Annotated in this window: 26 protein-coding genes; 20 read left to right on the top strand and 6 right to left on the bottom strand. The window is 39.3% G+C overall.

Annotated features, from left to right (window positions below):
* Window positions 1–196: 196 nt before the first annotated feature.
* Genes ACYSNU_RS10810 through ffh form a run of 3 tightly spaced genes read left to right on the top strand, consistent with a single transcriptional unit; the run spans window position 197 to window position 2445 of the window.
* Entirely contained in the window at window positions 197–679 is a 483-nt protein-coding gene (locus ACYSNU_RS10810) for a 2-thiouracil desulfurase family protein (protein ID WP_461737487.1), read from the top strand.
* Window positions 669–1007, top strand: a complete 339-nt coding sequence (locus ACYSNU_RS10815; RefSeq protein ID WP_461737216.1) for a putative DNA-binding protein — start codon at window positions 669–671, stop codon at window positions 1005–1007. Before ACYSNU_RS10810 ends, ACYSNU_RS10815 begins: the two co-directional genes overlap by 11 nt.
* Window positions 1008–1023: 16 nt before the next feature.
* On the top strand, window positions 1024–2445 hold the full coding sequence (ffh, locus tag ACYSNU_RS10820; RefSeq protein WP_265460160.1) for a signal recognition particle protein: 1422 nt from the start codon (window positions 1024–1026) through the stop codon (window positions 2443–2445).
* Window positions 2446–2651: 206 nt separating this feature from the next.
* On the opposite strand, the gene ACYSNU_RS10825 is transcribed toward ffh, so the two are convergent.
* Window positions 2652–3530, bottom strand: coding sequence for a MurR/RpiR family transcriptional regulator (locus ACYSNU_RS10825; RefSeq protein ID WP_461737217.1), 879 nt, complete (start codon window positions 3528–3530; stop codon window positions 2652–2654).
* A gap of 166 nt (window positions 3531–3696) precedes the next feature.
* On the opposite strand from ACYSNU_RS10825, the gene ACYSNU_RS10830 reads away from it, so the two are divergent.
* The 8 genes from ACYSNU_RS10830 (at window position 3697) to ACYSNU_RS10865 (ending at window position 11979) form a co-directional block, all read left to right on the top strand.
* The gene (locus ACYSNU_RS10830) at window positions 3697–4260 is read left to right on the top strand and encodes a sugar O-acetyltransferase (RefSeq protein ID WP_461737218.1); all 564 of its coding nucleotides are present in this window, start codon (window positions 3697–3699) and stop codon (window positions 4258–4260) included.
* 14 nt (window positions 4261–4274) lie between these two features.
* Window positions 4275–4601 carry a hypothetical protein gene (locus tag ACYSNU_RS10835; protein ID WP_461737219.1) on the top strand — a complete coding sequence of 109 codons (327 nt, stop codon included), beginning with the start codon at window positions 4275–4277 and terminating at the stop codon, window positions 4599–4601.
* Window positions 4602–5324: 723 nt separating this feature from the next.
* On the top strand, window positions 5325–5678 hold the full coding sequence (locus ACYSNU_RS10840; protein ID WP_461737220.1) for a hypothetical protein: 354 nt from the start codon (window positions 5325–5327) through the stop codon (window positions 5676–5678).
* A gap of 281 nt (window positions 5679–5959) precedes the next feature.
* Window positions 5960–7270 (top strand): hypothetical protein, encoded by a 1311-nt coding sequence (locus ACYSNU_RS10845; RefSeq protein ID WP_461737221.1) that lies wholly within the window; start codon window positions 5960–5962, stop codon window positions 7268–7270.
* Window positions 7271–7284: 14 nt separating this feature from the next.
* Window positions 7285–8592, top strand: a complete 1308-nt coding sequence (locus ACYSNU_RS10850) for a hypothetical protein (protein ID WP_461737222.1) — start codon at window positions 7285–7287, stop codon at window positions 8590–8592.
* Between the two features lie 15 nt (window positions 8593–8607).
* Window positions 8608–9903, top strand: coding sequence for a hypothetical protein (locus tag ACYSNU_RS10855; RefSeq protein WP_461737223.1), 1296 nt, complete (start codon window positions 8608–8610; stop codon window positions 9901–9903).
* Window positions 9904–9947: 44 nt separating this feature from the next.
* A complete protein-coding gene (locus ACYSNU_RS10860) occupies window positions 9948–10844 on the top strand; it encodes an ABC transporter ATP-binding protein (RefSeq protein WP_461737224.1) in 897 nt (298 codons plus the stop codon).
* Window positions 10825–11979, top strand: coding sequence for an ABC transporter permease (locus ACYSNU_RS10865; protein ID WP_461737225.1), 1155 nt, complete (start codon window positions 10825–10827; stop codon window positions 11977–11979). Before ACYSNU_RS10860 ends, ACYSNU_RS10865 begins: the two co-directional genes overlap by 20 nt.
* A 151-nt stretch (window positions 11980–12130) precedes the next feature.
* On the opposite strand, the gene ACYSNU_RS10870 is transcribed toward ACYSNU_RS10865, so the two are convergent.
* The 3 genes from ACYSNU_RS10870 to ACYSNU_RS10880 are packed head-to-tail and all read right to left on the bottom strand — an operon-like array spanning window position 12131 to window position 14626.
* A complete protein-coding gene (locus tag ACYSNU_RS10870; protein WP_461737226.1) occupies window positions 12131–13345 on the bottom strand; it encodes a hypothetical protein in 1215 nt (404 codons plus the stop codon).
* A gap of 11 nt (window positions 13346–13356) precedes the next feature.
* Complete coding sequence (locus ACYSNU_RS10875; RefSeq protein WP_461737227.1) at window positions 13357–14244, bottom strand: ATP-binding cassette domain-containing protein; 888 nt, start codon at window positions 14242–14244, stop codon at window positions 13357–13359.
* Window positions 14234–14626: a GntR family transcriptional regulator gene (locus ACYSNU_RS10880; RefSeq protein WP_461737228.1), complete on the bottom strand. Its 393-nt coding sequence runs from the start codon at window positions 14624–14626 to the stop codon at window positions 14234–14236. The genes ACYSNU_RS10875 and ACYSNU_RS10880 overlap by 11 nt, the downstream gene beginning before the upstream one ends.
* 138 nt (window positions 14627–14764) lie before the next feature.
* Here ACYSNU_RS10880 and ACYSNU_RS10885 point away from each other — a divergent pair, with 138 nt between their 5' ends.
* Window positions 14765–15319, top strand: a complete 555-nt coding sequence (locus tag ACYSNU_RS10885) for a DNA-3-methyladenine glycosylase I (RefSeq protein ID WP_461737229.1) — start codon at window positions 14765–14767, stop codon at window positions 15317–15319.
* A 119-nt stretch (window positions 15320–15438) separates the two neighbouring features.
* The gene (locus tag ACYSNU_RS10890; RefSeq protein WP_461737230.1) at window positions 15439–16419 is read left to right on the top strand and encodes a dipeptidase; all 981 of its coding nucleotides are present in this window, start codon (window positions 15439–15441) and stop codon (window positions 16417–16419) included.
* A gap of 150 nt (window positions 16420–16569) precedes the next feature.
* Here the strand turns inward: ACYSNU_RS10890 and ACYSNU_RS10895 are convergent, their stop codons facing one another.
* Window positions 16570–17124 (bottom strand): NADPH-dependent FMN reductase, encoded by a 555-nt coding sequence (locus ACYSNU_RS10895; protein WP_461737231.1) that lies wholly within the window; start codon window positions 17122–17124, stop codon window positions 16570–16572.
* Between the two features lie 208 nt (window positions 17125–17332).
* Between ACYSNU_RS10895 and ACYSNU_RS10900 the strand changes: the two genes are divergently transcribed.
* The 7 genes from ACYSNU_RS10900 to ACYSNU_RS10930 all read left to right on the top strand — a co-directional run bounded on the left by ACYSNU_RS10900 (window position 17333) and on the right by ACYSNU_RS10930 (window position 21812).
* Window positions 17333–18160 carry a GNAT family N-acetyltransferase gene (locus ACYSNU_RS10900; RefSeq protein WP_461737232.1) on the top strand — a complete coding sequence of 276 codons (828 nt, stop codon included), beginning with the start codon at window positions 17333–17335 and terminating at the stop codon, window positions 18158–18160.
* A gap of 203 nt (window positions 18161–18363) precedes the next feature.
* Window positions 18364–18639, top strand: a complete 276-nt coding sequence (gene rpsP, locus ACYSNU_RS10905) for a 30S ribosomal protein S16 (protein ID WP_265460143.1) — start codon at window positions 18364–18366, stop codon at window positions 18637–18639.
* 11 nt (window positions 18640–18650) lie between these two features.
* Window positions 18651–18896 carry a KH domain-containing protein gene (locus tag ACYSNU_RS10910; protein ID WP_461737233.1) on the top strand — a complete coding sequence of 82 codons (246 nt, stop codon included), beginning with the start codon at window positions 18651–18653 and terminating at the stop codon, window positions 18894–18896.
* A gap of 137 nt (window positions 18897–19033) precedes the next feature.
* The gene (locus ACYSNU_RS10915) at window positions 19034–19807 is read left to right on the top strand and encodes a hypothetical protein (protein WP_461737234.1); all 774 of its coding nucleotides are present in this window, start codon (window positions 19034–19036) and stop codon (window positions 19805–19807) included.
* 202 nt (window positions 19808–20009) lie between these two features.
* A complete protein-coding gene (rimM, locus tag ACYSNU_RS10920) occupies window positions 20010–20534 on the top strand; it encodes a ribosome maturation factor RimM (protein ID WP_461737235.1) in 525 nt (174 codons plus the stop codon).
* On the top strand, window positions 20524–21261 hold the full coding sequence (gene trmD, locus ACYSNU_RS10925; protein WP_461737236.1) for a tRNA (guanosine(37)-N1)-methyltransferase TrmD: 738 nt from the start codon (window positions 20524–20526) through the stop codon (window positions 21259–21261). The genes rimM and trmD overlap by 11 nt, the downstream gene beginning before the upstream one ends.
* Before the next feature lie 77 nt (window positions 21262–21338).
* Window positions 21339–21812 carry an N-acetylmuramoyl-L-alanine amidase gene (locus tag ACYSNU_RS10930; RefSeq protein WP_461737237.1) on the top strand — a complete coding sequence of 158 codons (474 nt, stop codon included), beginning with the start codon at window positions 21339–21341 and terminating at the stop codon, window positions 21810–21812.
* Window positions 21813–21850: 38 nt separating this feature from the next.
* On the opposite strand, the gene ACYSNU_RS10935 is transcribed toward ACYSNU_RS10930, so the two are convergent.
* Window positions 21851–22234, bottom strand: a complete 384-nt coding sequence (locus ACYSNU_RS10935) for an MmcQ/YjbR family DNA-binding protein (RefSeq protein ID WP_461737238.1) — start codon at window positions 22232–22234, stop codon at window positions 21851–21853.
* Between the last annotated feature and the right edge of the window lie 76 nt (window positions 22235–22310).

Here is a 22310-nt window from a genome sequence, read left to right on the forward strand (position 1 = left end):
TTCCTTCACTCAATTTACTCCTTATGTCCGACTTGAACTGATTTTAAATGTAATAAGTAAAACTGGATAGTTCTATGCCCATTTTAACATAGAAGTAAAGAGTAGGACTATTGTTCAGCGGGAATAAATGTTATAATAAAAAAGCAATTTTTAGACGTTGATCAGCCAAGGAGGCCAGCTAAAAATGAACAAGCCAATCATGGGAATCAGCAGCTGTCTGGGCGGAGTCAAGTGTCGCTATGACGGCGGCAGTAATCCAGTTGCTCAGCTGCAGACTTTGGTTCAACAAGGTGAAGCTGTGATGATTTGCCCTGAGGTCATCGGCGGTTTACAAACGCCGCGAACACCAGCGGAGATTGTCGGCGGTGATGGCTTTGCGGTTTGGCAAAATCAAGCCAAAGTTATGACAAAAACCGGCGAAGATGTCACGGAAAGCTTTAAAGCTGGTGCCATCAAAGCTTTCGCAAAATTGCAGGAGGCCAGCATAACCACGGTGGTCTTAAAGGCAAAAAGTCCTAGTTGCGGCTGCGGTCTAATTTATGACGGTAGTTTTTCCGGTGTAAAAGTCGCCGGCGTTGGCGTAGCGACGGCCTATTTCATCAATCAAGGCTTGACGGTTTTGTCTGATGAAGACTGGCTAAAAAAAACGACTGAGGGAGCGAGTATCCATGGAGCTTGAAAAAACCAATCGCATGAATGCGCTATTTGAATTTTATTCGACACTGCTGACTGAAAAGCAGATGAATTACATGGAGCTGTATTATGCGGATGATTTTTCATTGGGGGAAATCGCCGAAGAGTATCAGGTCAGTCGCCAAGCCGTCTATGATAATATTAAGCGTACGGAAAAAATTCTTGAGGACTACGAGCGGAAGCTGTCGATGTTTTCCGATTACATCGTTCGGGGAGAATTATTAGATAAACTGAGTGAATACATCAGTGAGACCTATCCAAAAGATAAAAAAATTCAAGAAATTATCGAAGCAATCCAAGAAATTGACGAATAAAGGATGGAATTAAGTCATGGCATTTGAAAGTTTAACAGAACGCCTGCAGGGTGCTTTAAGCAAGCTGCGGCGCAAAGGAAAAGTCAGCGAGGCTGATGTCAAAGAAATGATGCGAGAAATTCGGCTGGCTCTATTAGAAGCCGATGTAAACTTGCAAGTGGTGAAGGAATTCACCAAAAATGTTCGCGAACGGGCAGTTGGGGTGGAAGTTTTAGACAGCTTGTCACCAGCCCAACAAATTGTCAAAATTGTTGACGAAGAATTAACCAAAACCCTCGGCTCAGAAACCGTTGGCTTGAATAAATCTCCTAAAATTCCAACAGTCATTATGATGGTTGGGTTGCAGGGTGCTGGTAAAACAACCTTTGCCGGAAAACTTGCCAATCATTTAATCAAAACGGAAAATGCCCGGCCTTTAATGATTGCCGGTGACGTTTATCGGCCAGCGGCGATTGATCAGTTGAAGGTTTTAGGCCAACAGTTAGATGTGCCAGTATTTGATATGGGTACCGACGTCAGCCCAGTGGAAATTGTCCGCCAAGGGATGGCGTTAGCCGAAGAAAAGAAAAATGATTATGTCATCATTGATACGGCGGGGCGTCTACATATCGATGAAACTCTGATGGATGAATTGAAGCAAATTAAAGAAGTTGCCCAGCCAAATGAAATTCTTTTGGTTGTCGATGCAATGACCGGTCAAGACGCTGTCAATGTAGCAGATAGTTTTAACCAACAACTGGGTATTACTGGGGTAGTCATTACCAAACTCGACGGGGACACTCGTGGTGGTGCGGCGCTGTCAATTCGTTCGGTGACCGGTGCGCCAATTAAATTTATCGGTTCCGGTGAAAAACTAACTGACTTAGAAATTTTCCATCCAGATCGAATGAGTTCTAGAATTCTCGGTATGGGGGATATGCTGACTTTAATTGAAAAAGCTCAGCAGGATTACGATGAGAAAAAGGCCGAAGAATTAGCCCAAAAAATGCGGGAAAATTCCTTTGACTTCAATGACTTCATCGAACAATTAGATCAAGTTATGAGCATGGGGCCGCTAGAAGATTTGATGAAAATGATTCCCGGCATGAATCAAATGCCCGGCATTGAAAATATCAATGTTGACCCGAAAGATGTTGCCCGCAAAAAAGCGATGGTCCTTTCAATGACTCCAGCAGAACGGGAAGATCCAGATTTATTAAATCCAAGTCGTCGCCGACGGATTGCCGCTGGTTCTGGGAATTCTGTCGTCGAAGTCAACCGGATGATCAAGCAATTCAAAGAATCCCGCAAAATGATGCAGCAGATGTCTAAAGGCAATATGAATAATATTCCCGGCATGGATCAAATGTTCGGCGGTGGGGTCAAAGGTAAGCTTGGTAAAATGGCCATGAATCGGATGGTCAAGAAAAATAAAAAGAAGAAAAAGAAACGGAAATAAGCTAAGTTCAGTGATTTCGTTCAATCAGCACTCACTCGTGATAATAAGAGTGGGTGCTTTTTAGTTGAGTGAGTTTTGTAGGCTTATCTTTTTGAGAGAAGAAGTTTTAGAGGTTTAGATATGAGAACAGCAGCAAAAACCAGAAAAGTTTTTTTGCTGCTGTTTTTATTATCTTCATTTTTTGATTTTGTCTAAACTGACTGCTCTCATTCCTCCCTCAAAATGGCAGAATCTGAGGAGCGATGTTTTTCAACTTGAGCGGCAAGAGTTTGTTTCAACTTGAAATTCTCATTGTAGTTTTGGGCGAAAACACAGCTGTATAGAACATCTAAAATGTAAGTAATTGAATAATCTGTCGCAAAGGAAGCAATTTTTGAGTACAGCTTTTCTTGCGTAGATAAATGCAAGAGGCAATCAGCTGTTCGGGAAAGACTGTTTTCTCCGAGGCTCGTTAGAAGAATAATTGGAATCTGTTTTTGCTTTAATAAATGACTGACATCCTTTAGAACTTCCGTTTCCCCAGAATAGCTGATGATAATGGCACAAGAGTCTGCCTCAGCTAAACCAGCTCGAAAAATTAACTCACTTTGCAATGCGTGGATGCGGACCTCTTTTTTTATGCGAGCCATATTATGGGCGAATTCTTGGGCGAGTAAAAGATTATTGCTGACGGCAAAAAGATGAATTGTTTTGGCGTTAGTCAGCAGCGTCAATGCCTGACGCAATTGATTATGACTAAGCAAACTCAATGAATCTGCAATCGCTTCTTTTTCTAAAGCGGCAATTTTGGCGGCGATTGACATCAAAGAATCAGTTTTTGTGAAGGGACGATTGGCGTCGACCTTGGCGACAAATTTATCTAAATAATCAATTTCCCTTAAATAGTCAGCTTTAAAGTCGCTCCAGCCTGAATAATTTAATTTTTGGGCAATCCGCACTAAAGTCGACTTTGAAGAAAAAGTCGACTGCGCAATTTGACTGGTGGATTTATCGGCAATATTGTCTCCTTCAACTAATAAATAGTCGACAACTTTTTGTTCGCCAGCCGTAAAAGAAAAAGTTTCTAACCGTTCTCGAATTAACATAGTGGCCTCTTTTCCAAAACAGTGTTTCAAAAATAGCCCTCAATTTTCAGGCAATTTTAGAACGCTGCTCCAATTTAAAGTTAACCCATTTCACTTCATTTTAGCAGTTGCTATGATGAATGAAAACAAGCAGATAAAAAATTCTGCTTGATAAGGGGTGAAGTTTTTGAATGAACTAGATAAACAGGCAGCAGGTTTGGCATATGATTTTTTTGATAGCCAACTAGTAAAAACGAAAGAGCGGGCATTGAAACTTTGTCAGGAGTTTAATCAGATTGATCCGACTGATTTAACCAGCCAGAATATCAAAATTCAAGAGATATTTGGCTCGACTAAGGGGCCAGTTTATATGCAGCCTAATTTTTTCTGTGATAACGGCTTAAATATTCATGTCGGCAAAGACTTTTTAACGAATTATAACGTGACGATTTTAGATTGTGGACTTGTGAGGATTGGCGATTTTTGCATGATTGGACCGAACACTTTGATTACGACAGTCGGGCATCCCTTAAATCCCCAAGCTAGAAGGAAAAAGTTGGCTCAGGCACAGCCGGTGATTATCGGCAATGATGTTTGGATTGGAGGCAATTGTACTATTTTACCGGGGGTCAAAATAGGTGATGGAGCAGTCGTCGCAGCTGGAGCAGTCGTGACCCAAGATATCCCTAGTAATACGGTGGTTGCAGGCGTGCCGGCCCGTCCAATCAAAAAACGAATAGATGAGATATAAAAGGAGAGAATCGGATGATTAAGAAGAAAATACTTTTTGTTGTAGAAGATGCAGCGAATAGAAGACCCGTTATGAATCGATTGTACAGGGAATTTCAAGATACTGTTCAAAAAGAAGGAGGTCTTTATACAATTGAAAAAATCACTAAAGAACAACGCAAGCAACCAGAACTTAAAGCCAATTTAGTTGTTCTAGATTCGTCATTACGCTTTTTAAAAAATGATTTAGGAATTTTGACAGAGGAGCTGGTGCCTGTGAAAGTGATTCCTGACGAAGTTTATATTATGGGAGAAGCAAAAAAATTGTTGGCGGAATTAGAGGACATACTACTGACAAGCTGATGTGAAAAAGATGATTTAAGTCAGCATTATATCATGAAAACGAAGTGAGATCAGTTTATGGACAACTGATTTCACTTTTCATTTATCAAGACTACGTGAGTGGCCGGAATCGAACCCGCACTGTTCTATAAATAACGCCAACAATCATAATCGTTTAGAATTATTTTTGAGCAGAATACCATATAACACTCACAGCAGTAATCATACTGGAGTTCTGCTGGAAATCATAAAAATACGATTTAACAGAAAAAGATTTCCTGATTAGACAATCAAAAATTTTCAACTTGGCTTAGTTTAAAAATAATTGCATATAACAAAAGCTATTTAATCTAGCAAATGACGAGTTATGAAAACGTAATCTTACAGTCTTTTCTTGAAACTAGATTTGCTTGAGCACCTTTAATTTGAAAAACAATTAATAGCTCGCCTCTGTCAGCTGCACAATTACAAAAGTATTTCATTAATTTCACCAATTGTTTTTAATTTGAAGAGGCAGATTATGGGGCAAGGGAATGTTGTTTTCAAGCTAAAAATATCTTGATTAAATAGGCCAAAAGGGATGTACTAAATTTTTAAACTGTTTTAAAACATTCAACAGGAAAACTTTTAGTATCTTTCAGCTTAGCAAGTTCAAGCAAAACAGTTTCCATCCATAAAGCTCCCCCGTATAGTGAAAGGAAGTTATCGCTAAGACGATAAATTTTGCTGATGGAGGAAAAATAAATGGTAACAAGAATAAATTTGGATAATAATGAATGGCCTTTGGAGAAAATTTTACAGCAGGTGGGAGACGAGCTTGAAGCAGTTGTGAAATTAGAGGCTGAAAACGGCACAGACGTGATGGTGATTGCCAATGATGAATGGCAGCATATCCTAGAATTATTAGGAGCGACCCAAGCGCAGAGCTATCGCTTGGATGACGAGCTGCCAGATTCAGTAGAAACTATTGTGATGCAACCAGACGATGCGAACGCAACGACTGGCTTGGTGACTGATCAAGCAGAGCCACTACATCCGGAAGCCGACTTTGAGTTGGAGGCTGGCGAAATTGCTGAAAGTGATGATGTGTTAGATTAACCAGATGAATAATGGTGAAAGCTACTTATAAAGCTACTTAGGAATTTGCATTAGCAAGTTCTTAAGTAGTTTTTTTATGTCTCAAAGAATAAAAAAATTGAGGAGCGCTTCTACTCATCCACAAAAAATTATGAATTCCAACTCTTATATAAAAACATTTTTTTGTTTTCCCATAAAAAAGTAGCGATTTTTGCTATTTTATCTTCTTTTAATAAGGTATCATTATTTTAAGAAGACAAGTGCTATGGTTCACATGCAGCTGGGAGATTATTGGAGACAATATGAAAAATAATTTAGGTTACTATCTAAAATTTAAACGGGCAACGAGAAAAAAAGATTTGTCAGCAACAATTTTAATGCTTTTGCCCTTTTTATTGATTATTGGTCTTTTTTTTGTAAACCAAACGTTGGCTCAAAGAGAGCAAGCGGCGATTTCTGCCCGAAATCAAATGATTAGTGAAAATGCTCAAGAATTTCTAGATAGAGACACTTCTCAAGATGACTATGATTATTCAGAACAGTATTATCAGGCTTGGTTTGAGAGTGGTCAAAATGATTTAGAGCGAATTGAAGTGTATGAACACGGGACATTTTTAGAACGCTTAAAGAGGGAAAATCAGGAACTTGATACTTTTTATAATGTGCCTTTACAGGAATGGGATTATCCAGAAGAGGAAGTGGAAACGTATGGGTTTTACGTAAAACCATTTGTTGATGGCAAAAGACTGGTTAATAATTATTTAATTGACCAGCAGATTGCTGATGATTCTATTCGCTATGGAACGAACACGGCAACTTTTTTAATTTCTCTTTCGGTCTACTTGACGGGAATTGGCGGACTTTGCTATTTTATGCTGTGTTTTGGCTTTAATCAGTTAAAACAAAATGAAAACGATAAATATCGTTTTTTAGCAGTCCAGCCTTTGCAGCGGCGAACTATTTTTTTAGCGGACTTTTTAGAGTTTTTAGGTCGTTCGGTTGGCTACCTGTTGTTATTAATCGTATTTGCCTATTCTCTGGCCTGGCTTTTTGGTGAAGCCAGTAGTTGGGACTATCCGGTATTGACCACGGTCAGCGGCCAAATGAGCAGTCTTACTATACTTCCGGTCTGGCATTATTTAGTAATAGTGTTTGGAATGTTTCTGGTTAATCTTTGCGGATTTTATTTTATCACGTTGCTGATTTTTTTACTTATCCGCAAAAGTTTTGTGAGTATTTTTTTCAGTTTGGCAATCTTTGCTTACTTCTTTGTCTTGAGTCAGGTAAGTTGGCCGACAAACCTGCAGGAGGCTATCAGCTATAGTCCAACAACATATGTTACACCATCAGCCATTTTAATCGGCCAAAGTAATGAAGAACAACAATTAATCAGTGGTAGTGGTTCAAGGGGAAACCCTGAAGACGATACTTTTTCGCTTTTTTCTTTTTTATTTACGGCAGAGAATGGTGGCTATTATACCGTAGCTAATTTAGCGAGAAAAACTGGCAATGGGCAAATTAGCTGGCAAAGAGGATGTTTAAGTTCGGGGATTTTTACTGGTTTAATGGCGGTCATCAGCAGCTGGCTATTTAAAAAGAAAATGTGTAGTTAAGTAAAGGAGTCGCTATGGGGGATGTGAAGAGTTATTTACGATTTAAACGTCAGCTGAATAAACACGATTTGCCTGCCAAATTATTATTGCTGCTGCCTTTTTTGCTCATCAGTGGACTATTTTTTACGAATCAATTATTAAATAATCGAGAACAGGCTGAGATTCAGCGGAGTTATCAAGAGCAGGAGGCGTATCAGCAATTTACGATTGATGCGGATTATTTGTACGATGATCCTTCGTTTCCAAAAACAATGCAGGTGATTCGTGAAGGAACAGAAGCACTCGTTGCAAAATTTGCCTTGTATCATCAGGGAACGACTTCTGAAAAATTAACTTTAGAAATTACTGAACTGGAAAAATACTATCAATTGGCTCCACGAGTTTGGTGGCACTATCCAGATATGGAAAAAGAAGTCTATGGCTTTTATCCGACATTTTTTGTTGACGGTAAGTTATTAATTGACCGCTACTTGTTGAAAAATGATATGAAAGCTGATTCCATGCGTTATGGGACTGGCACAGCAACTTTTCTAGTGTCATTATCGGGTTATCTGACAGGGATTTTAGGTCTTGTTTATTTTATTCTGTGCTTTTCCTTTAGTAATCTGAGACGCAATGAAGCTGGCAAGTATCGCTATTTTGCCGTTCAGCCATTGGGTCGCAGTCGGATTTTTTTAGCGGACTTTTTTGAATTTATTTTGAAGGCATTTGTTTATTTACTGGCGCTCTTGGCTTTTGCCTATCTGCTGGCTAAATTCTTGGGCTCGTCACAGAACTGGGATTATCCTGTGCTGATTGCTACAGGAAATCAAGTAGGGCAATTAACGATTTTACCTGTTTGGCAGTATCTTTTCATTACCTCAGGTTTGTTTTTGCTAAATCTTTGTTTTTTCTATTTTTGTGTGCAGCTATTATTTTGCTTATTGCGTAAAAGTTTTGTGGTGGTGGGACTTACTCTGGCTATCTTTGGTTACTTTTTTGTTCTTAGCCAGCTTATTTTGCCAGAAAATTTACAGTCAGTTGCTGCCTACTCGCCGACAACGTATGTTAATCCCAGTCAGATAATGATTGGTCAAAGTAATGAGCCACAGCAACTAGTGATGGAGACCTATGAACAATCTAATTGGGAAACCGATTTTTTTCTATTTGAAAACTACGCCTTTACTACTGAAAATGCAGGTTATTATATGGGTCATAATCTGATTGTTAGAACCGGTAATTCTCAGATAAGCTGGGATAAAGGTGTGCTTAGTTTAGTTGTGATGAATGGTCTACTATTTTTACTGAGTATCGGACTGTTTAACAAGCGAATGTGCGATTAATCTTTAGGAGAACTTATGCAGACATTTAAAACTTATTTATTTTTTAAACGAAAACTGAGTCGCAGGGATTTGACGACAAACATTTTACTGATTATTCCTTTTCTTTTGATTGTCTTGCTTTTTTTCTCAAATCAAACGCTGCGTCAGCGGGAACAAGACCAGCTCTGGGCAAGGGATCAAGAAATAATTAAACATAATAAACAATTTTTAGTAGATTACAGAGACAGTCCAGAAGATGTGTTGCCAGAAAATCAAGAGGCTTTCAATGAGTCTACTCAAAAAGTCATTGATGAACTTGAATTATTTCACAATGGGAGTTCTACCGACCGCTTAGCAATAGAAAATCAGTGGTTTGATGGCTATTATCGACTTTCGCCTCAACTTAGTGTCTATGGGCCCACTCCTATGGAACTCTATGGTTTTGAACCGGGATTTTATGTCGATGGCCGCAAATTAGTCAATGACTATTTATTGGAACAAAATATTGCCAATGATTCTATTCGCTATGGGACGAACACCCAAACTTTCTTGATGTCACTTTCAACCTATTTGTTGAGTATTTTTGGTTTAGTTTATTTCATGCTTTGTTTTGGTTTTCAAAACTTGAAATTTAACGAAGCCAATAATTATCGTTTTTTTGCAGTTCAACCACTTCCTCGAGTCAAAGTATTTTTGGCGGACCTGCTAGAATTTCTGATTCGCAGTCTCCTTTTTTTAGTTTTACTAGGCTGTTTTGCTTACGCTATCCCATGGCTGTTTGGCAGTAGAAGTAGTTGGCTATTTCCTGTTTTAATGAAAGGGGAATTTTACCAGTATCACATTATCCCAGTTTGGCAATATTTGTTAGTTGCCAGCGGAATATTTTTATTAAATTTAATGCTGTTTTATATAATTAGCCAGTTATTTTTTCTATTTCTGCGGAAAAGTTTTGTCAGCATCTTTTTGAGTTTGGCGCTGTTTGCGTATCTATTGTTTGCCAGCCAATTGACTCTTCCGGCACAGCTTAGACCATTAGCAGCTTACAGTCCAAGTACATATGTGTCTGCTAGTGATATTTTTTTCAGTAATAGTAACGAGGAACCTATCTTGGTAGAGGGTGGTTATTCAACAGATCCGCTAGCTCCCAATTATGAGCATGACTACTATAGTTTTGATGCTGAGAATATCGGCTACTATTCTAATTTCAGCTTAGCTAGGCGAACATCGAATCCAGATATCAGCTGGCAAAAGGGTCTGCTGAGTTTAACAATCTTTAACGGTGTAATGTTAATTGTGTGCGGGCAAATTTACAAAAGAAAAATGTGTAGTTAAGACAGTCAAAAAATAAATATTTCGGAGTAAAAAGGAGCAGCGAGATGATTCTTAAAATCAGTCAGTTAACAAAATATTTTAAAGATCAGTGTGTATTAGATGAGGTTGACTTAGAAATTAGCGAGCCGACAATTATGGCGCTGGTGGCCCCCAACGGAACGGGGAAATCGACTTTTTTAAATATCATTACAAATATAGAATCGGCCAGTTACCAAGAAATTACTATTTTAGACAAAAAGCATACAGATTCTAGTATTTTTAAAGAGGTGACCTATCTGCAGGATAATTCAGTGCTTTATGGGGAGCTGACCGGCCAAGATCATCTAGACTTTGTCGCCAGCATTCATGAAATTTCAAAGGAAGCACAGCAGGCTTTAACCGATCGTTTGCAGATGACTGGCTATTTGAAAAAGCAGGTCAAAAAATATTCTTTAGGAATGAAGCAGCATCTGCTATTTGCGATGGCGGTGTTGCCTAAACCGCAATTAATTATTTTGGATGAACCGCTAAATGGCTTAGACCCCTCCAGTGTTCTGCGGGTTCGGGAAATTTTAAAGGAGCTGTATCAAGAGGGGACCACGGTACTTTTTTCTTCTCATAATTTAGATGAAATCGATCGTCTGACGGATAATATTTATTTTCTTCATGAGGGAGATTTTGTTTCTGCCAAAGACTATCACGCCCAGAGGTTAGATTATACTTTTGTGTTAGAGGAGATTGTCCAAGCTGCTGCTTATCTTGTTCAACAGCAGCTGACCTTTGAACAGCTGGCACCAAAGAAAATCGAAGTGACCTTGACACAAGACGAATACCAAGAGTTTTTAGAGTATTGTCGGCTTAATGAAATTCTGATTCATGATACGGCAATCAGTGAAGAGAGTACCCAAAATATTTATTTCGACTTGTTTAGGAGTAAAGATTATGAAACTGATGAAGTTTGAAGGAGTTAAATGGCTGCGGCAATTAAAAAATAGACTATTGGTGATTGCGTTACTATTAGCGTCACTTGGCTTTGTTTTTATCTCCAATCAGCAAAATGAAGAGCAGCGGCAAACCCATTTAGAAGAGTTGTCAGTGCTGTACAATCGCTATTATGACAATATGATGAGCTTGCAGATGGTCAACGAAGAAGTGACCGAGGAAGTGGCTGCGACCATCAGCCTTTACAATCAAGGGATGCAGGCAATTGATGAAGAATATCTCGGGATTAATCAAGCTGACTGGCAGCGGGCCATTAGTGGGTATCTCGCTTGGCAAAGCAATCAGCTAGAGTTGCTGGCTGCAGGGGAGAATGTCGGCAGCGAAGTTGACCAGGCAGAAGTTGAAATGAATTTGCAGGTGAACCAGTATTTTCTTGACCAAAAGATTGAACCACTGCGCTATCAGAAAAAGATTAGCGGGTTGAATACCTTGCAATTGTTTTATCAAGGCGCGATTGGCATTGTCTTAGTTTTGGTGTTGGTCTTATTATTTTTTGATTTGTTTACCAGTGAGTTTGAAAATCAGAGCATCAAGTTTTTATATACACAGCCCTTTAAGCGGAGCGCTTTTATCAAAAGCAAAATTCAGTTTGCCTTTTTTCTAGTGTTGGGACTAAGTATTGCTCTAACAATCGTGATAGTTTTAGGAGGCAGCCTCTACTCGCAGGATTTCGGAATCCTGCGTTATCCAATCGTGATTTCTGAAGACTTTGTCCTTGAATTATGGCAATATCTGCTTTTACTTTTTGCGACAGCTGTTTTATGGAGTGTCTTAGTTATTTTGCTAATCGCTTGGCTGTCGTTGGTGACCAAACGCAGCCTACTGACCATTGTGTTAAGCATCTTTTTATTAGCTGCGCCTTATGCTTTTATTGAAATGCTGGATGATGGCGGCAGCTTATGGCGCTGGTTTCCCCATTATTATTTGCAGATGCCGACAATTATTCAAGAAGCAGCAATTGCTGACAACTTGGGGGCAGTGCTGTTACAAGGCGGGGGACTTTTAATACTCACTACGCTGATTCTAGGAGTTCTTTTGAGTTATCAAATAAAAAAAGAACGAACAGTCAATCACATGGCTATTAAAATTAATTAAACAAATCTAACTTGTTTAAGGCAGGCTAAAAAATGTTTACAAAAAAAGAAGCACTAGTCAAAAGTGGCATAACCACCTATTGACTAGTGCTATTTAGTATTTTATTCACTAAATAGAAGAAAATTATGATAAATCAGCTGGCAAAGCCCGCTTAACTTAGTCTTGCAAATTTTTTCTCCCGCCGCTCTTGCAGGCGTTGAATAAGGGTATCTGAATAAACCAAAAGTCCGCAAATTAAAGTGACGATGACTAGTTGAATAAGCAACTGCACCACATACGGTAACAGCGAGGCATTAGCTTCATAAAATGCTACGGTATATTGATAATTCAACAAAGGTGTTGATACTAAGAAACTCACAATTAGATTTGCATAAAGGGCCATAAAAATAAAAATCGGCAGCCGCCATTTAGGCACTAAGAGAAAATGACCATTGTTTTCTAAGGACACTTTTTGGAAGGCTTTGACAGCTAAAAAGATAAATAGACAACTGACTAGGATTAACACTACCGGTAGCAAGACCGGATTCATTTGTTTAGCCAGACCGAAATTGAAATAACTTAAAAAATCAATCGGTGTCGCTTCGGTAACCCCGTAAATTAAACTCTGTATGTTGTTAAGCAGTCCAGGGATTCCTAAAAACATCGTGCCATATACCAGTACGGTTAAAGGTCCCAAAATTAAATTTCCAGTTAAAATCCCAATGAAAATCCCCATTGTCAAGTTGAGGAAAGCTAGTGCCCAAGTGCTGATCAAGCTGGAGAGCAGCGGCCCAAGTTCGCTGTTAAAATACGGGTCTGGAATATTTAGACTGATAATGGCCAATTGGATTAAAGTTGCCACAATAAAAAGGACTAAAATTGGTAGCGCAACTGTCAGTAATTTTCCCATAAAGATTTTCTTGCGGGAAATGCCACTGGAAAATAAAAAGGTATTAAAAGATGTTTTTAAATCCACAAAGAACAATAAGAAACCTAAGGCGAGAAAAATCATCCCATTTAATTCAAGAGGTCTTATTGAAGCGTAAGAATATTCTCCGCCAGACTGATATTTTTTTTCATAGAGCTTATCACTATAACTTGAGCTATTGCTCTTTTCAAAAACATAAAGCTGCTGGTCGCGATAATCCTCCAAAGATGTAGGTTCTTCTGAGAGGATGTTCCCCTGTTCATCAAAGGAGTTTTCAATATTATCACTAGATTGATAGTATTCAATAAAATCCTTTGAAAAATAATACTCTTGATTAGATTGCCAGTTGCCAATAAAATTTGTTGCTGAAAAGATATAAAATAGTACAATCAACAAGCCAGCAATCAGCACAAATTTCCCGTAACGCTGTTTCATCAGCGCAAAAACTTTTTTATCCATCGTCTACTCCTTTACATAAATAGTTGGTAATCAGCTTCCCGGCTGAGATTGGCTTCAAATAAATCCTCTAAACTTAAAGGTAACTCTTCAAAAACGATTGGCTCTAATTGTTTGATTTGCGCTTCTAATTCTGGTGTATAATTTTCAAAGACCGCTGTGACTACGCGTCCTTGAATGTTTATGACCTTACTATTGGCCTTCACCAGCTCGGGGACTTGTTTTTTCTGAAAGACTAGCTGCAGCTTGCGGGATTGCTGACGAATCGTTTCCAACCGATAATCCTGGACGATTTGATTGTCTTTTAACAACAATGCCCGGTCAATCAGACTTTCTAGCGCATTTAAATTATGAGAAGAAATCAAAACTGTCCGATGAGCGGCCCCCATATTTTCCAACAGTAGCCGAATCACGTTCTTTTTGACAATTACATCTAAGCCATCAAAGGGTTCATCCAAAAAAAGATACGGCGCATTGGAGGCCAGCGCTAAAATAATATTGAAAAGGCCCTGCATTCCCTTAGACAAGGAGCGATAATTTTTTCGCAGTGGCAATTGTTGTTTTTGTAGCAGATTTAAAAAGAAATCAAAATCAAATTCCTGATAGATTGTCTGGTAAAAGCGACCAATTTTTATCAAGGAATAGTGGTTCAAGAAATGATACTGTTCATCCAAATAAAAAAGTCGTTCCTGCAGGTGAGGGGTATTTAATAAGTCTTCTCCTTCAAGTAAAACTTCGCCGCCATCTGCTAAATAATGGCCGGCTAGCGTGCGAAACATTGTCGTTTTCCCTGAACCGTTACGGCCGATTAAGCCGATGATTTCACCAGGAGTCAAGTCAACCGAAATATCGTCTAAGACCAGCTGGCCATCAATTTTTTTAGTCAGGTGTTCAATCTTCATGGAGAGCACCTCCTAGACTTTTTTCTGATTCCTGCAGCCAGTCGATGATTTCATCTTGGGAGACCAAGAGATGACCCGCTTCAATTACTAAATCGTTGAAACGCTTTTTTAATTGGGACACCTTGTACTCATCCCGTTGAATATCATCAAGATTATTGACGTAAGTTCCTTTACCCTTCACAGTGGTCAAGACTTGTTCCCCCTCCAGTAATTTATAGGCTTTACTAATTGTATTGGGATTCATCATCAATTGAGATGCCAGTTCCCGCACAGAAGGTAAGCGGTCGCCAGCCTGTAAAATCCCCTGCAAAATATCTTCCTTGATACTCAGCATTAATTGTTCATAGTAGGGTTTGCTACTATTTTTATTTATTGAAACCATTAGAAGCTCCTTTCTAAATTTAAAAAGCAACTGTTTCTTGTGTACTAGTATAAATAGTACGCTAAATTTTGTAAAGTATTTTTTGAAAAGTTTTGCTACACTAGAGAAAACAAATAGAAAATATACGAGGTGACGGAGATGACCCGATGCGGTTGGGCAGATGCCAATCAAAAAATGCAAGAATATCATGATACGGTCTGGGGAGTGCCGGTTTACGATGACCAAAATCTTTTTCGTAAATTAATGTTAGACATCAATCAGGCGGGACTAAGCTGGCAGACGATTTTAAATAAAATGGAAAATTTTGATGCGGCCTATGACCATTTTGATATTGAAACAGTGGCCAATTACGATGAGGAAAAAATTTTAGAGCTACTGGATAATCCCGGCATTATCCGCAATCGTCGTAAGATTGAGGCGGCCATTAACAACGCTCAAAAAGTTTTAGAGCTGCAAAAGGAAAACAGTTTGAGTGATTATCTGTGGCGCTTTACCGATAATCAAGTCATCTATGGTGACTATCAGACATTGGCGGAAGTTCCGGCGAATACGCCGTTATCTGATCAGATTGCCAAGGATTTAAAAAAACGTGGCTTTAAATTTGTCGGCTCCACGACGATTTATGCATTTTTGCAAGCTGTGGGCATTGTCAACGACCATCTGCAAAGCTGTTTTCGTTATCACCAAAACTAATCTGTTCAACACAAGAAGGACGACGTGAGCTAGTCCTTCTTTTTTTAACTTCTCAGTAGGATTGTCTAGTGAATAAAAAGTGGTATGATAAGGCTATTGAAACTCAAAGGAGTGCTGTTATGAAAGTTGCAGATATGCATTGTGATACCATTTTAAAAATCTATCAGAGCCATTTAGATGGTCATTACCAAGGACTGCGGGAAAATGATTTTCAAATTGACCGGCAAAAATTACTGGCCGGAGATTATCTGGTTCAAAATTTTGCGATTTATGTGGATCTTGAAACCGCCAAAAATCCCTACCAAACAGCTAAGGAAATGATTGCTTGTTACCAAGAGGAATTATCTTTAAATCAAGACTGGCTAAGACCGGTCACGATGGTTGCCGAAATTCTGGCCAATCAACAACAGGGCTTTATCAGCAGCATGCTGACTATGGAGGAAGGAGCGCCTTTGCAGGGAGAAATTTCTAAATTGGAGGAATTTTATCAAGCAGGGGTGCGGATGCTGACCTTAACTTGGAATTTTAAAAATGAAATCGGCTATCCCAATGCTATTTATGCCGATGAAGCGGAGCAAATCGTAACATTGGAGCAAGCCGGCTTAACTAAAACCGGCTTTGGGATTGTGGAGCGGATGGCAGAACTGGGGATGATTGTCGATGTTTCCCACGGCTCTGATCAATTGGTGAAAGATGTGCTGGCCACCACCAAAGGACCTTTTGTTGCTAGCCATTCCAATGGCCGCCAAGTAAAAAATCATTACCGTAATTTACCAGATGACTTGATCAAAGAAATTGCTAATCGTGGCGGGGTTATCGGCATGAATTATTATGAAAAATTTTTACGGGCAGCAGATGACCAAACCCATCTGATAACTAAATTAGTCGAGCATATTTCGTATTTGAAAAATGTCGGCGGTATCGACTGCGTCGGCTTAGGTTCGGATTTTGACGGGATTCGCTTAAACTCCGATCTCAAGGACGCCAGCTATCTGCCACAATTAGCTTTAAAACTGTCACAGGCTGGTTATTCCGATGGAGAAATTGAAAAAGTATTTTCAAAAAATGTTTTGCGCTTGTATCAAGATGTTTTAAAATAATTAGTAGCTGCTTGAGGTAAAAAAATTTTTTTTACTGTCTCTTATGTAGTCAAGACATTACTATAATTTTTGACAACAAAAAAAGAGGGTTCATCAACCTGCGCTGATGAACCCTCTCGATTATTTTGAAAAATGGTTTGCTTATCGGTATTATTTTGAATTTGCTTCAAAGAATGGTACAAACGCATCTACGATTGTTTGTAAGAAACCTTTTGTATCAGCAACGATTTCGCCATCTTCACCGATTAAAGTGTGGATGCCGCCGATGTAAGCTTCTGGTTGTTGCAAAGTAGGTACGTTCAAGAAGACTAATGATTGACGCAAGTGGTGGTTAGCACCGAATCCAGCGATTGCACCTGGTGATACAGTGACAACTAAACCTGGTTTGCCATCCCAAACACTTTGTCCATAAGGGCGAGAACCAACATCAAGAGCGTTTTTCAAAGCCGCTGGTACTGAACGGTTATATTCAGGTGTGACGAAGATAAAACCATCTAAGCCTTTCACTTCATTACGGAAACGAGTCCAAGCTGCTGGCACATTGCCGTCAGTGTCAAGGTCTTCATTGTAAAATGGCAGGTCGCCGATTTCGATAAATTCAGCTTCGTATCCTGCTGGTAAAAGACTAGCAATTGTTTCGCCAACCTTTTTGTTGTATGAGTCTTTTCTTAAGCTACCGATAAAGAATCCAATTTTTTTTGTCATGAGTAAGTTCCCCCTGTTTTTTGTTTGTTGTTTTGCTATGAACCTATAATAAAAAAGAATCGGAAATAATTCAAACAAAACGACTTACAAAAAGTAAGGAAATTTATTTTGAAGGAGAAATAAATTTGGAAATGCTGGTTTACCAGCGTTTAGTGTCCGAAAATTAAGTGGAAAAATTTTTTGTAAAACTAGCGAGGAGAGAAAAAATTTGGAAATTAAAAAAATTGCTGCCTTAACAATCACCCAGCAGCAAAAGCTGACCGAGTTTCTTAAAAAGATGAAACAAAAATTTCAGCAGGAATATAAATTAGAAGAACTAGTTGAGGGAGAAAGTGAGCAGTACAATTATTTCGTGGCAGAAGCTGCCGAGGAAATTTTAGGCCTGGGAGTTTTAAGCCAGTTTGATCCTAGTGAAAGTGAAATCACACTAGTTACAATTAATGATGAAACAATCATTGAAAAATTATTAGCGGCTGTTTTAGCTGCATGTCAGTCGCCAGTGATTAAAAGTATTCTAGTAATTGTCGAGGCAAAGGATGTCCAACAAGAGCAAGTTGTCCGCCAAGCGGGTTTTAAATATGCCTTCACAGAATTGGCAATGATTTTAGATATCGAAAAATTGGCAGCCTTTACTGAAACGAAATTGTCGCAAGAGTATGAAATCCTGCCGGCCACTCTTGCAGATGATTTAACCATTCTGAAATTTTGGCAGCCGGATGCTGAAACAGCAGAAAATATTTTTTCTAAAGCGGATATCTTAAAAACATATCTTTTGAAAAAAGGCGGGCAGGTTTTAGCGTCAATGCGGGTCGACCATGGAAAAGAACGGCTAGGAATTTATGGGTTTGTCGTCAAAGAAGAGGTGCGAGGTCAAGGCTTGGGCCGCTTATTTTTAGCAGCGATGATAAATCGCTTGAAAAAATATCAGCTGCCCCTTTATTTAGAAGTGGAAAAAGATAACGGTCCAGCTAAACATCTATATCAAAGTTTAGGCTTTAGTGAAATAGCTCAGTTTAATTATTTTAAAAAAGAGTAGTCTGCTAATCAGCAAACTACTCAAAGGTACTCCTCGGACTTGAGGAGTTGCCCCTGCCAAGGTCCTTTTATTTTAGCACAGGCGGCTGCTTTTTGAGAGTTTTTTTAATTAATTTTGAGGTGTCAAGAAAAAACTCTTTACAAGGTCGTAGAAACCTGTTAAACTAGCTTTTGTGATTAAGTTAATGGAGGTGTAATTAAAAAATGGCAGTTAAAATTCGTTTAAAACGTATGGGTTCTAAAAAGAAACCTTTTTACCGTATCGTCGTAGCAGATTCTCGTTCTCCTCGTGATGGACGTTTCATCGAAACTGTAGGTACTTACAACCCTTTGAAAAACCCTGCAGAAGTAGTTTTAAAAGAAGATTTAGTTTTAGAATGGTTATCTAAAGGTGCGCAACCTTCTGATACAGTTCGCAATTTGCTTTCAACTGAAGGCGTAATGCAAAAACACCATGAAGCTAAATTTACAAAGAAATAAGGTGAGTCTCAATGAAAGATTTGCGAGAATTAGTCTTAACAATCGTTCAACCATTAGTCACTCATCCTGAGCGGGTTCATTTAGAAGTTACAGAATCAGATGACTTTTATGAGTACAATCTTTCTGTAGATTCTGAAGATATTGGCCGCGTGATCGGCAAGCAAGGTCGAGTTGCCAAGGCAATCCGGACTATCGTCTATTCGGTTCGCACCAATGGCCCCAAGAGAGTTCGACTAAATATTGTAGATAAATCCTAATACGAAAACACCTGATTGTCTAGACAGTCAGGTGTTTTTTTATGATGTTAGAAAAATGACCGCTGAAAAAAATGCAAGCGATTTTTTTGGTCTCTTAATAAATGAAGCGTATCATAAATGACTAGGAGGTAAGTCATATGAAAAAAATCGTTTTACTCTGCGGACTGATTTTATTGGCCGGTTGTTCGGCTGAAACTAATCAAGAAACAGCAACAACTGAAGAAGCAAGTGTCAGCAATGAAATAAGTTCAACATCAACTAATGACTCAACGACAGTCTCAAGCTCTAGTGAAAATACAGTGGCGGAAGACACGTCGGCACTGACGGAATTATATCAGCAATATCCCAACCAATTATTTCCAACAGATATTCCCTATGATCAGACCAATTTTTTAAATATTGCAGCGGATATTGAAGAAAATCATATTTCGGTGTTATATTATCAATTACCTCAAGCCTATGTATTGAATGATCATCATTTAAATGCTGCCCAGCCTTTTGCGGCCTTCAAACAGGATAATTTTTCTACAACAGCCGAGGCTCAAGCAGCAGTCAGTAAAATTCCAGCTGACGGGGCGAGCCAAGTCGATTTGGGTTACAACATTACTGGCTTTTTAGAAGGAGCAGCCGGTTCAACTTATTTAGCTTGGGATGAAGGCAACTGGTCATTTAATATCCGTGCCAACAATAATGCCAATCAAGATCCCGTACCGATCGCCAAAGAAATCGTCAATTATCTTGAGACAGCCTTGCTGCCGGATCCCGACACTGACGGCCAAGTGACAATTGATATGGCAGTGTCTGATTACACGATGACGGCAATCAGCTGGCAAGAAGGAACGGTAGTCTATACAATTGAAAATCTCGATTACTTAGATGGCTTGAAGATGGCGGTTTCTATGGCAAATTAATTTTTTTGTGTAGCAATTCGTTTTTGGCTGGAAAATTTTTAAAGTATTCTATCGAAAAAGAGTTCGTTTTACTTCTACAGAAAAATGGGCGGGATTACTAGAATCATTTATTGAAATGTAAGAGGGGTCTTGATACTCACCCTAGAATTCCCTGCTCAATTCTGCTAAAATATAGCAGATAATAAAAGAAGCGAGGAAGCTTATGACGGACTATTATAATGTTGGAAAAATTGTCAATACACAAGGCATCAAAGGAGAAGTGCGGGTGATTTCCCAAACAGATTTTCCTGAGAAACGCTACCAAAAGGGCGCTGTTTTAACCTTGTTTCAAGAAAAGAAAGCCCCGCTTGAACTAACGGTGAAAAGTCACCGCAAGCATAAAAACTTCGATATCTTAAGTTTTGAAGGCCACCCGAATATTAACGATGTGGAAAAATATCGTGACGGCATTCTAAAAGTGGCTGCCACTGACATGGGTGAGTTGGAGGATAATGAATTTTATTACCACGAAATTATCGGCTTAAAAGTCGTGGATGGTCAAGGCCAAGAAATCGGCAGAATTAAAGAAATTTTATCCCCCGGCGCCAATGATGTGTGGGTCGTACAGCGGCCAAAGAAAAAGGATGCGCTGATTCCTTATATCGAATCAGTTGTTAAAAAAGTTGATTTAGCAGCCGGTGAAGTTGAAGTGGAAATACCAGAAGGATTATTAGACGATGAAGATTGATGTGCTAACCTTATTTCCCCGAATGTTTGAAGGGCCATTAGGCGAGTCGATTATCGGCAAGGCCGTTGAAAAAGATTTATTGGAGATTAAAGTATCTAATTTCAGAGAGTTCTCTGACAATAAACACCAGGCAGTCGATGATTATCCTTATGGCGGCGGTGCCGGCATGCTGTTAAAAGTTCAGCCGATTTATGATAATTTAGCAGCCATTCAAAAAGAAAATCCTGCGACCAAAAAGCGGGTGATTTTACTCGATCCAGCCGGGAAACAGTTTGACCAAAAAATGGCGGAGGAATTTTCAAATGAAGAGCATTTGATTTTTATCTGCGGCCATTATGAAGGCTACGATGAGCGCATCCGCAGTCTAGTGACAGATGAGGTTTCTTTAGGAGATTACGTTTTGACCGGCGGAGAATTAGGCGCGATGGTGATGATTGATGCCACGGTTCGCTTATTGCCGGAGGTTTTAGGCAATCAAACCTCGGCGCAAACCGATTCTCATTCGACGGGACTTTTAGAACACCCGCAGTATACTCGCCCGGCAGTCTTTAACGACATGGCAGTACCGGCCGTTTTAACCAACGGCAATCATCAACTAATTGCGGAGTGGCAGCTAAAAGAATCTTTGCGGCGCACCTATCAGCGGCGCCCGGATATGTTGGCTAAGCTGACATTAACGGATGAAATGGAAAAATTGTTGGCTGAAATCAAAAAAGAAGAAGCCTGAAGCAAAAATTAATAAAGAGATTTCTCAAGGCTCGGCTTTTGTGCTGAGTCTTTTTTTATAAAAGGAGGTAATCAAACGTGGCAGTTAGTTCATTAGCAGAAAAATATCAATTTGAAAATTGGGGTGTTGTCCGTTGGGGGAGTCGTGAAGGAACCGTGGTCGACACGATTGTCGTTCATCATATGGCGATGACCGATTTTGACGGTGTGCCGGATGTCTGGCGTGAACGGGAAGCATCTGCTCATTATGGCATCGGCCCGGCTGGCGAAATCCGGGCCTACGTTGACGAAGAAAAACGAGCATGGCACGCGAAAGATGAAAATAGTCGTTCGATTGGCATTGAGTGCTGCAATGTCAGCGGGGAACCTGATTGGTTAGTGTCTGATGAGACAGTCGACAGTTTAGTTAGATTAATTCAAGATATCCAGACTCGCTATGATATTAAAATAATTGAAGGCCATTGCGATGCGCCGGGAAATGAGACCGCCTGCCCAGGACCATCTCTTTATCCCAGATTAGCAGAAATTCGTCAGCGGGTGGGGCTGAAATAAAAAAGACCGGCAATTTTTTCAAAATGCCGGCACTGATACTAACTATTTAATTCTGCCTTCTGGGCCTTCGTTAATTTAGCGAAAACTAACTCATATGAAGTCTTAATCATCGCTTCAATCATTTCATCGGAAATTTCAGGAGCCGTTAAGCGAATCGAGTTCCAATGTTTTTTGTTAGCATAATATCCCGGGATGATGATATCTGGATATATTTCCCGCAGTTCTTCATTTTTTTCAGGAAGATTTTTTAAGGTAATCAAGCTCTCAGCGCTAGCTTCTGGGCTCATCATGCCAAACTGTTTGCCTAATAAATCAAAATAAATCGTACCCCAGTCCTCACGAAAATAAACCTTGGCCCCAGGTAGAGAATTGCCATAGTCTTTAAAATGTTCAATTCTTTTTGTAATCAACTGTGTCTCCATCTCAATACTCCTTAGCTTTTCTTCAAGAATATAATGAAAAAAGTTAGGCTGCAAGTAAATTTTGTGTAGAAATTTA

Source organism: Enterococcus sp. LJL120 (assembly GCF_054871765.1).

Excerpts from the sequence above, each read along its gene's own strand:
- ACYSNU_RS10815 (WP_461737216.1), top strand. The coding sequence starts at position 669 with ATGGAGCTTGAAAAAACCAATCGCATGAATGCGCTATTTGAATTTTAT.
- ffh (WP_265460160.1), top strand. The coding sequence starts at position 1,024 with ATGGCATTTGAAAGTTTAACAGAACGCCTGCAGGGTGCTTTAAGCAAG.
- ACYSNU_RS10825 (WP_461737217.1), bottom strand. The coding sequence starts at position 3,530 with ATGTTAATTCGAGAACGGTTAGAAACTTTTTCTTTTACGGCTGGCGAA.
- ACYSNU_RS10835 (WP_461737219.1), top strand. The coding sequence starts at position 4,275 with ATGATTAAGAAGAAAATACTTTTTGTTGTAGAAGATGCAGCGAATAGA.
- ACYSNU_RS10840 (WP_461737220.1), top strand. The coding sequence starts at position 5,325 with ATGGTAACAAGAATAAATTTGGATAATAATGAATGGCCTTTGGAGAAA.
- ACYSNU_RS10845 (WP_461737221.1), top strand. The coding sequence starts at position 5,960 with ATGAAAAATAATTTAGGTTACTATCTAAAATTTAAACGGGCAACGAGA.
- ACYSNU_RS10850 (WP_461737222.1), top strand. The coding sequence starts at position 7,285 with ATGGGGGATGTGAAGAGTTATTTACGATTTAAACGTCAGCTGAATAAA.
- ACYSNU_RS10855 (WP_461737223.1), top strand. The coding sequence starts at position 8,608 with ATGCAGACATTTAAAACTTATTTATTTTTTAAACGAAAACTGAGTCGC.
- ACYSNU_RS10860 (WP_461737224.1), top strand. The coding sequence starts at position 9,948 with ATGATTCTTAAAATCAGTCAGTTAACAAAATATTTTAAAGATCAGTGT.
- ACYSNU_RS10865 (WP_461737225.1), top strand. The coding sequence starts at position 10,825 with ATGAAACTGATGAAGTTTGAAGGAGTTAAATGGCTGCGGCAATTAAAA.
- ACYSNU_RS10870 (WP_461737226.1), bottom strand. The coding sequence starts at position 13,345 with ATGGATAAAAAAGTTTTTGCGCTGATGAAACAGCGTTACGGGAAATTT.
- ACYSNU_RS10875 (WP_461737227.1), bottom strand. The coding sequence starts at position 14,244 with ATGAAGATTGAACACCTGACTAAAAAAATTGATGGCCAGCTGGTCTTA.
- ACYSNU_RS10880 (WP_461737228.1), bottom strand. The coding sequence starts at position 14,626 with ATGGTTTCAATAAATAAAAATAGTAGCAAACCCTACTATGAACAATTA.
- ACYSNU_RS10885 (WP_461737229.1), top strand. The coding sequence starts at position 14,765 with ATGACCCGATGCGGTTGGGCAGATGCCAATCAAAAAATGCAAGAATAT.
- ACYSNU_RS10890 (WP_461737230.1), top strand. The coding sequence starts at position 15,439 with ATGAAAGTTGCAGATATGCATTGTGATACCATTTTAAAAATCTATCAG.
- ACYSNU_RS10895 (WP_461737231.1), bottom strand. The coding sequence starts at position 17,124 with ATGACAAAAAAAATTGGATTCTTTATCGGTAGCTTAAGAAAAGACTCA.
- rpsP (WP_265460143.1), top strand. The coding sequence starts at position 18,364 with ATGGCAGTTAAAATTCGTTTAAAACGTATGGGTTCTAAAAAGAAACCT.
- ACYSNU_RS10910 (WP_461737233.1), top strand. The coding sequence starts at position 18,651 with ATGAAAGATTTGCGAGAATTAGTCTTAACAATCGTTCAACCATTAGTC.
- ACYSNU_RS10915 (WP_461737234.1), top strand. The coding sequence starts at position 19,034 with ATGAAAAAAATCGTTTTACTCTGCGGACTGATTTTATTGGCCGGTTGT.
- rimM (WP_461737235.1), top strand. The coding sequence starts at position 20,010 with ATGACGGACTATTATAATGTTGGAAAAATTGTCAATACACAAGGCATC.
- trmD (WP_461737236.1), top strand. The coding sequence starts at position 20,524 with ATGAAGATTGATGTGCTAACCTTATTTCCCCGAATGTTTGAAGGGCCA.
- ACYSNU_RS10935 (WP_461737238.1), bottom strand. The coding sequence starts at position 22,234 with ATGGAGACACAGTTGATTACAAAAAGAATTGAACATTTTAAAGACTAT.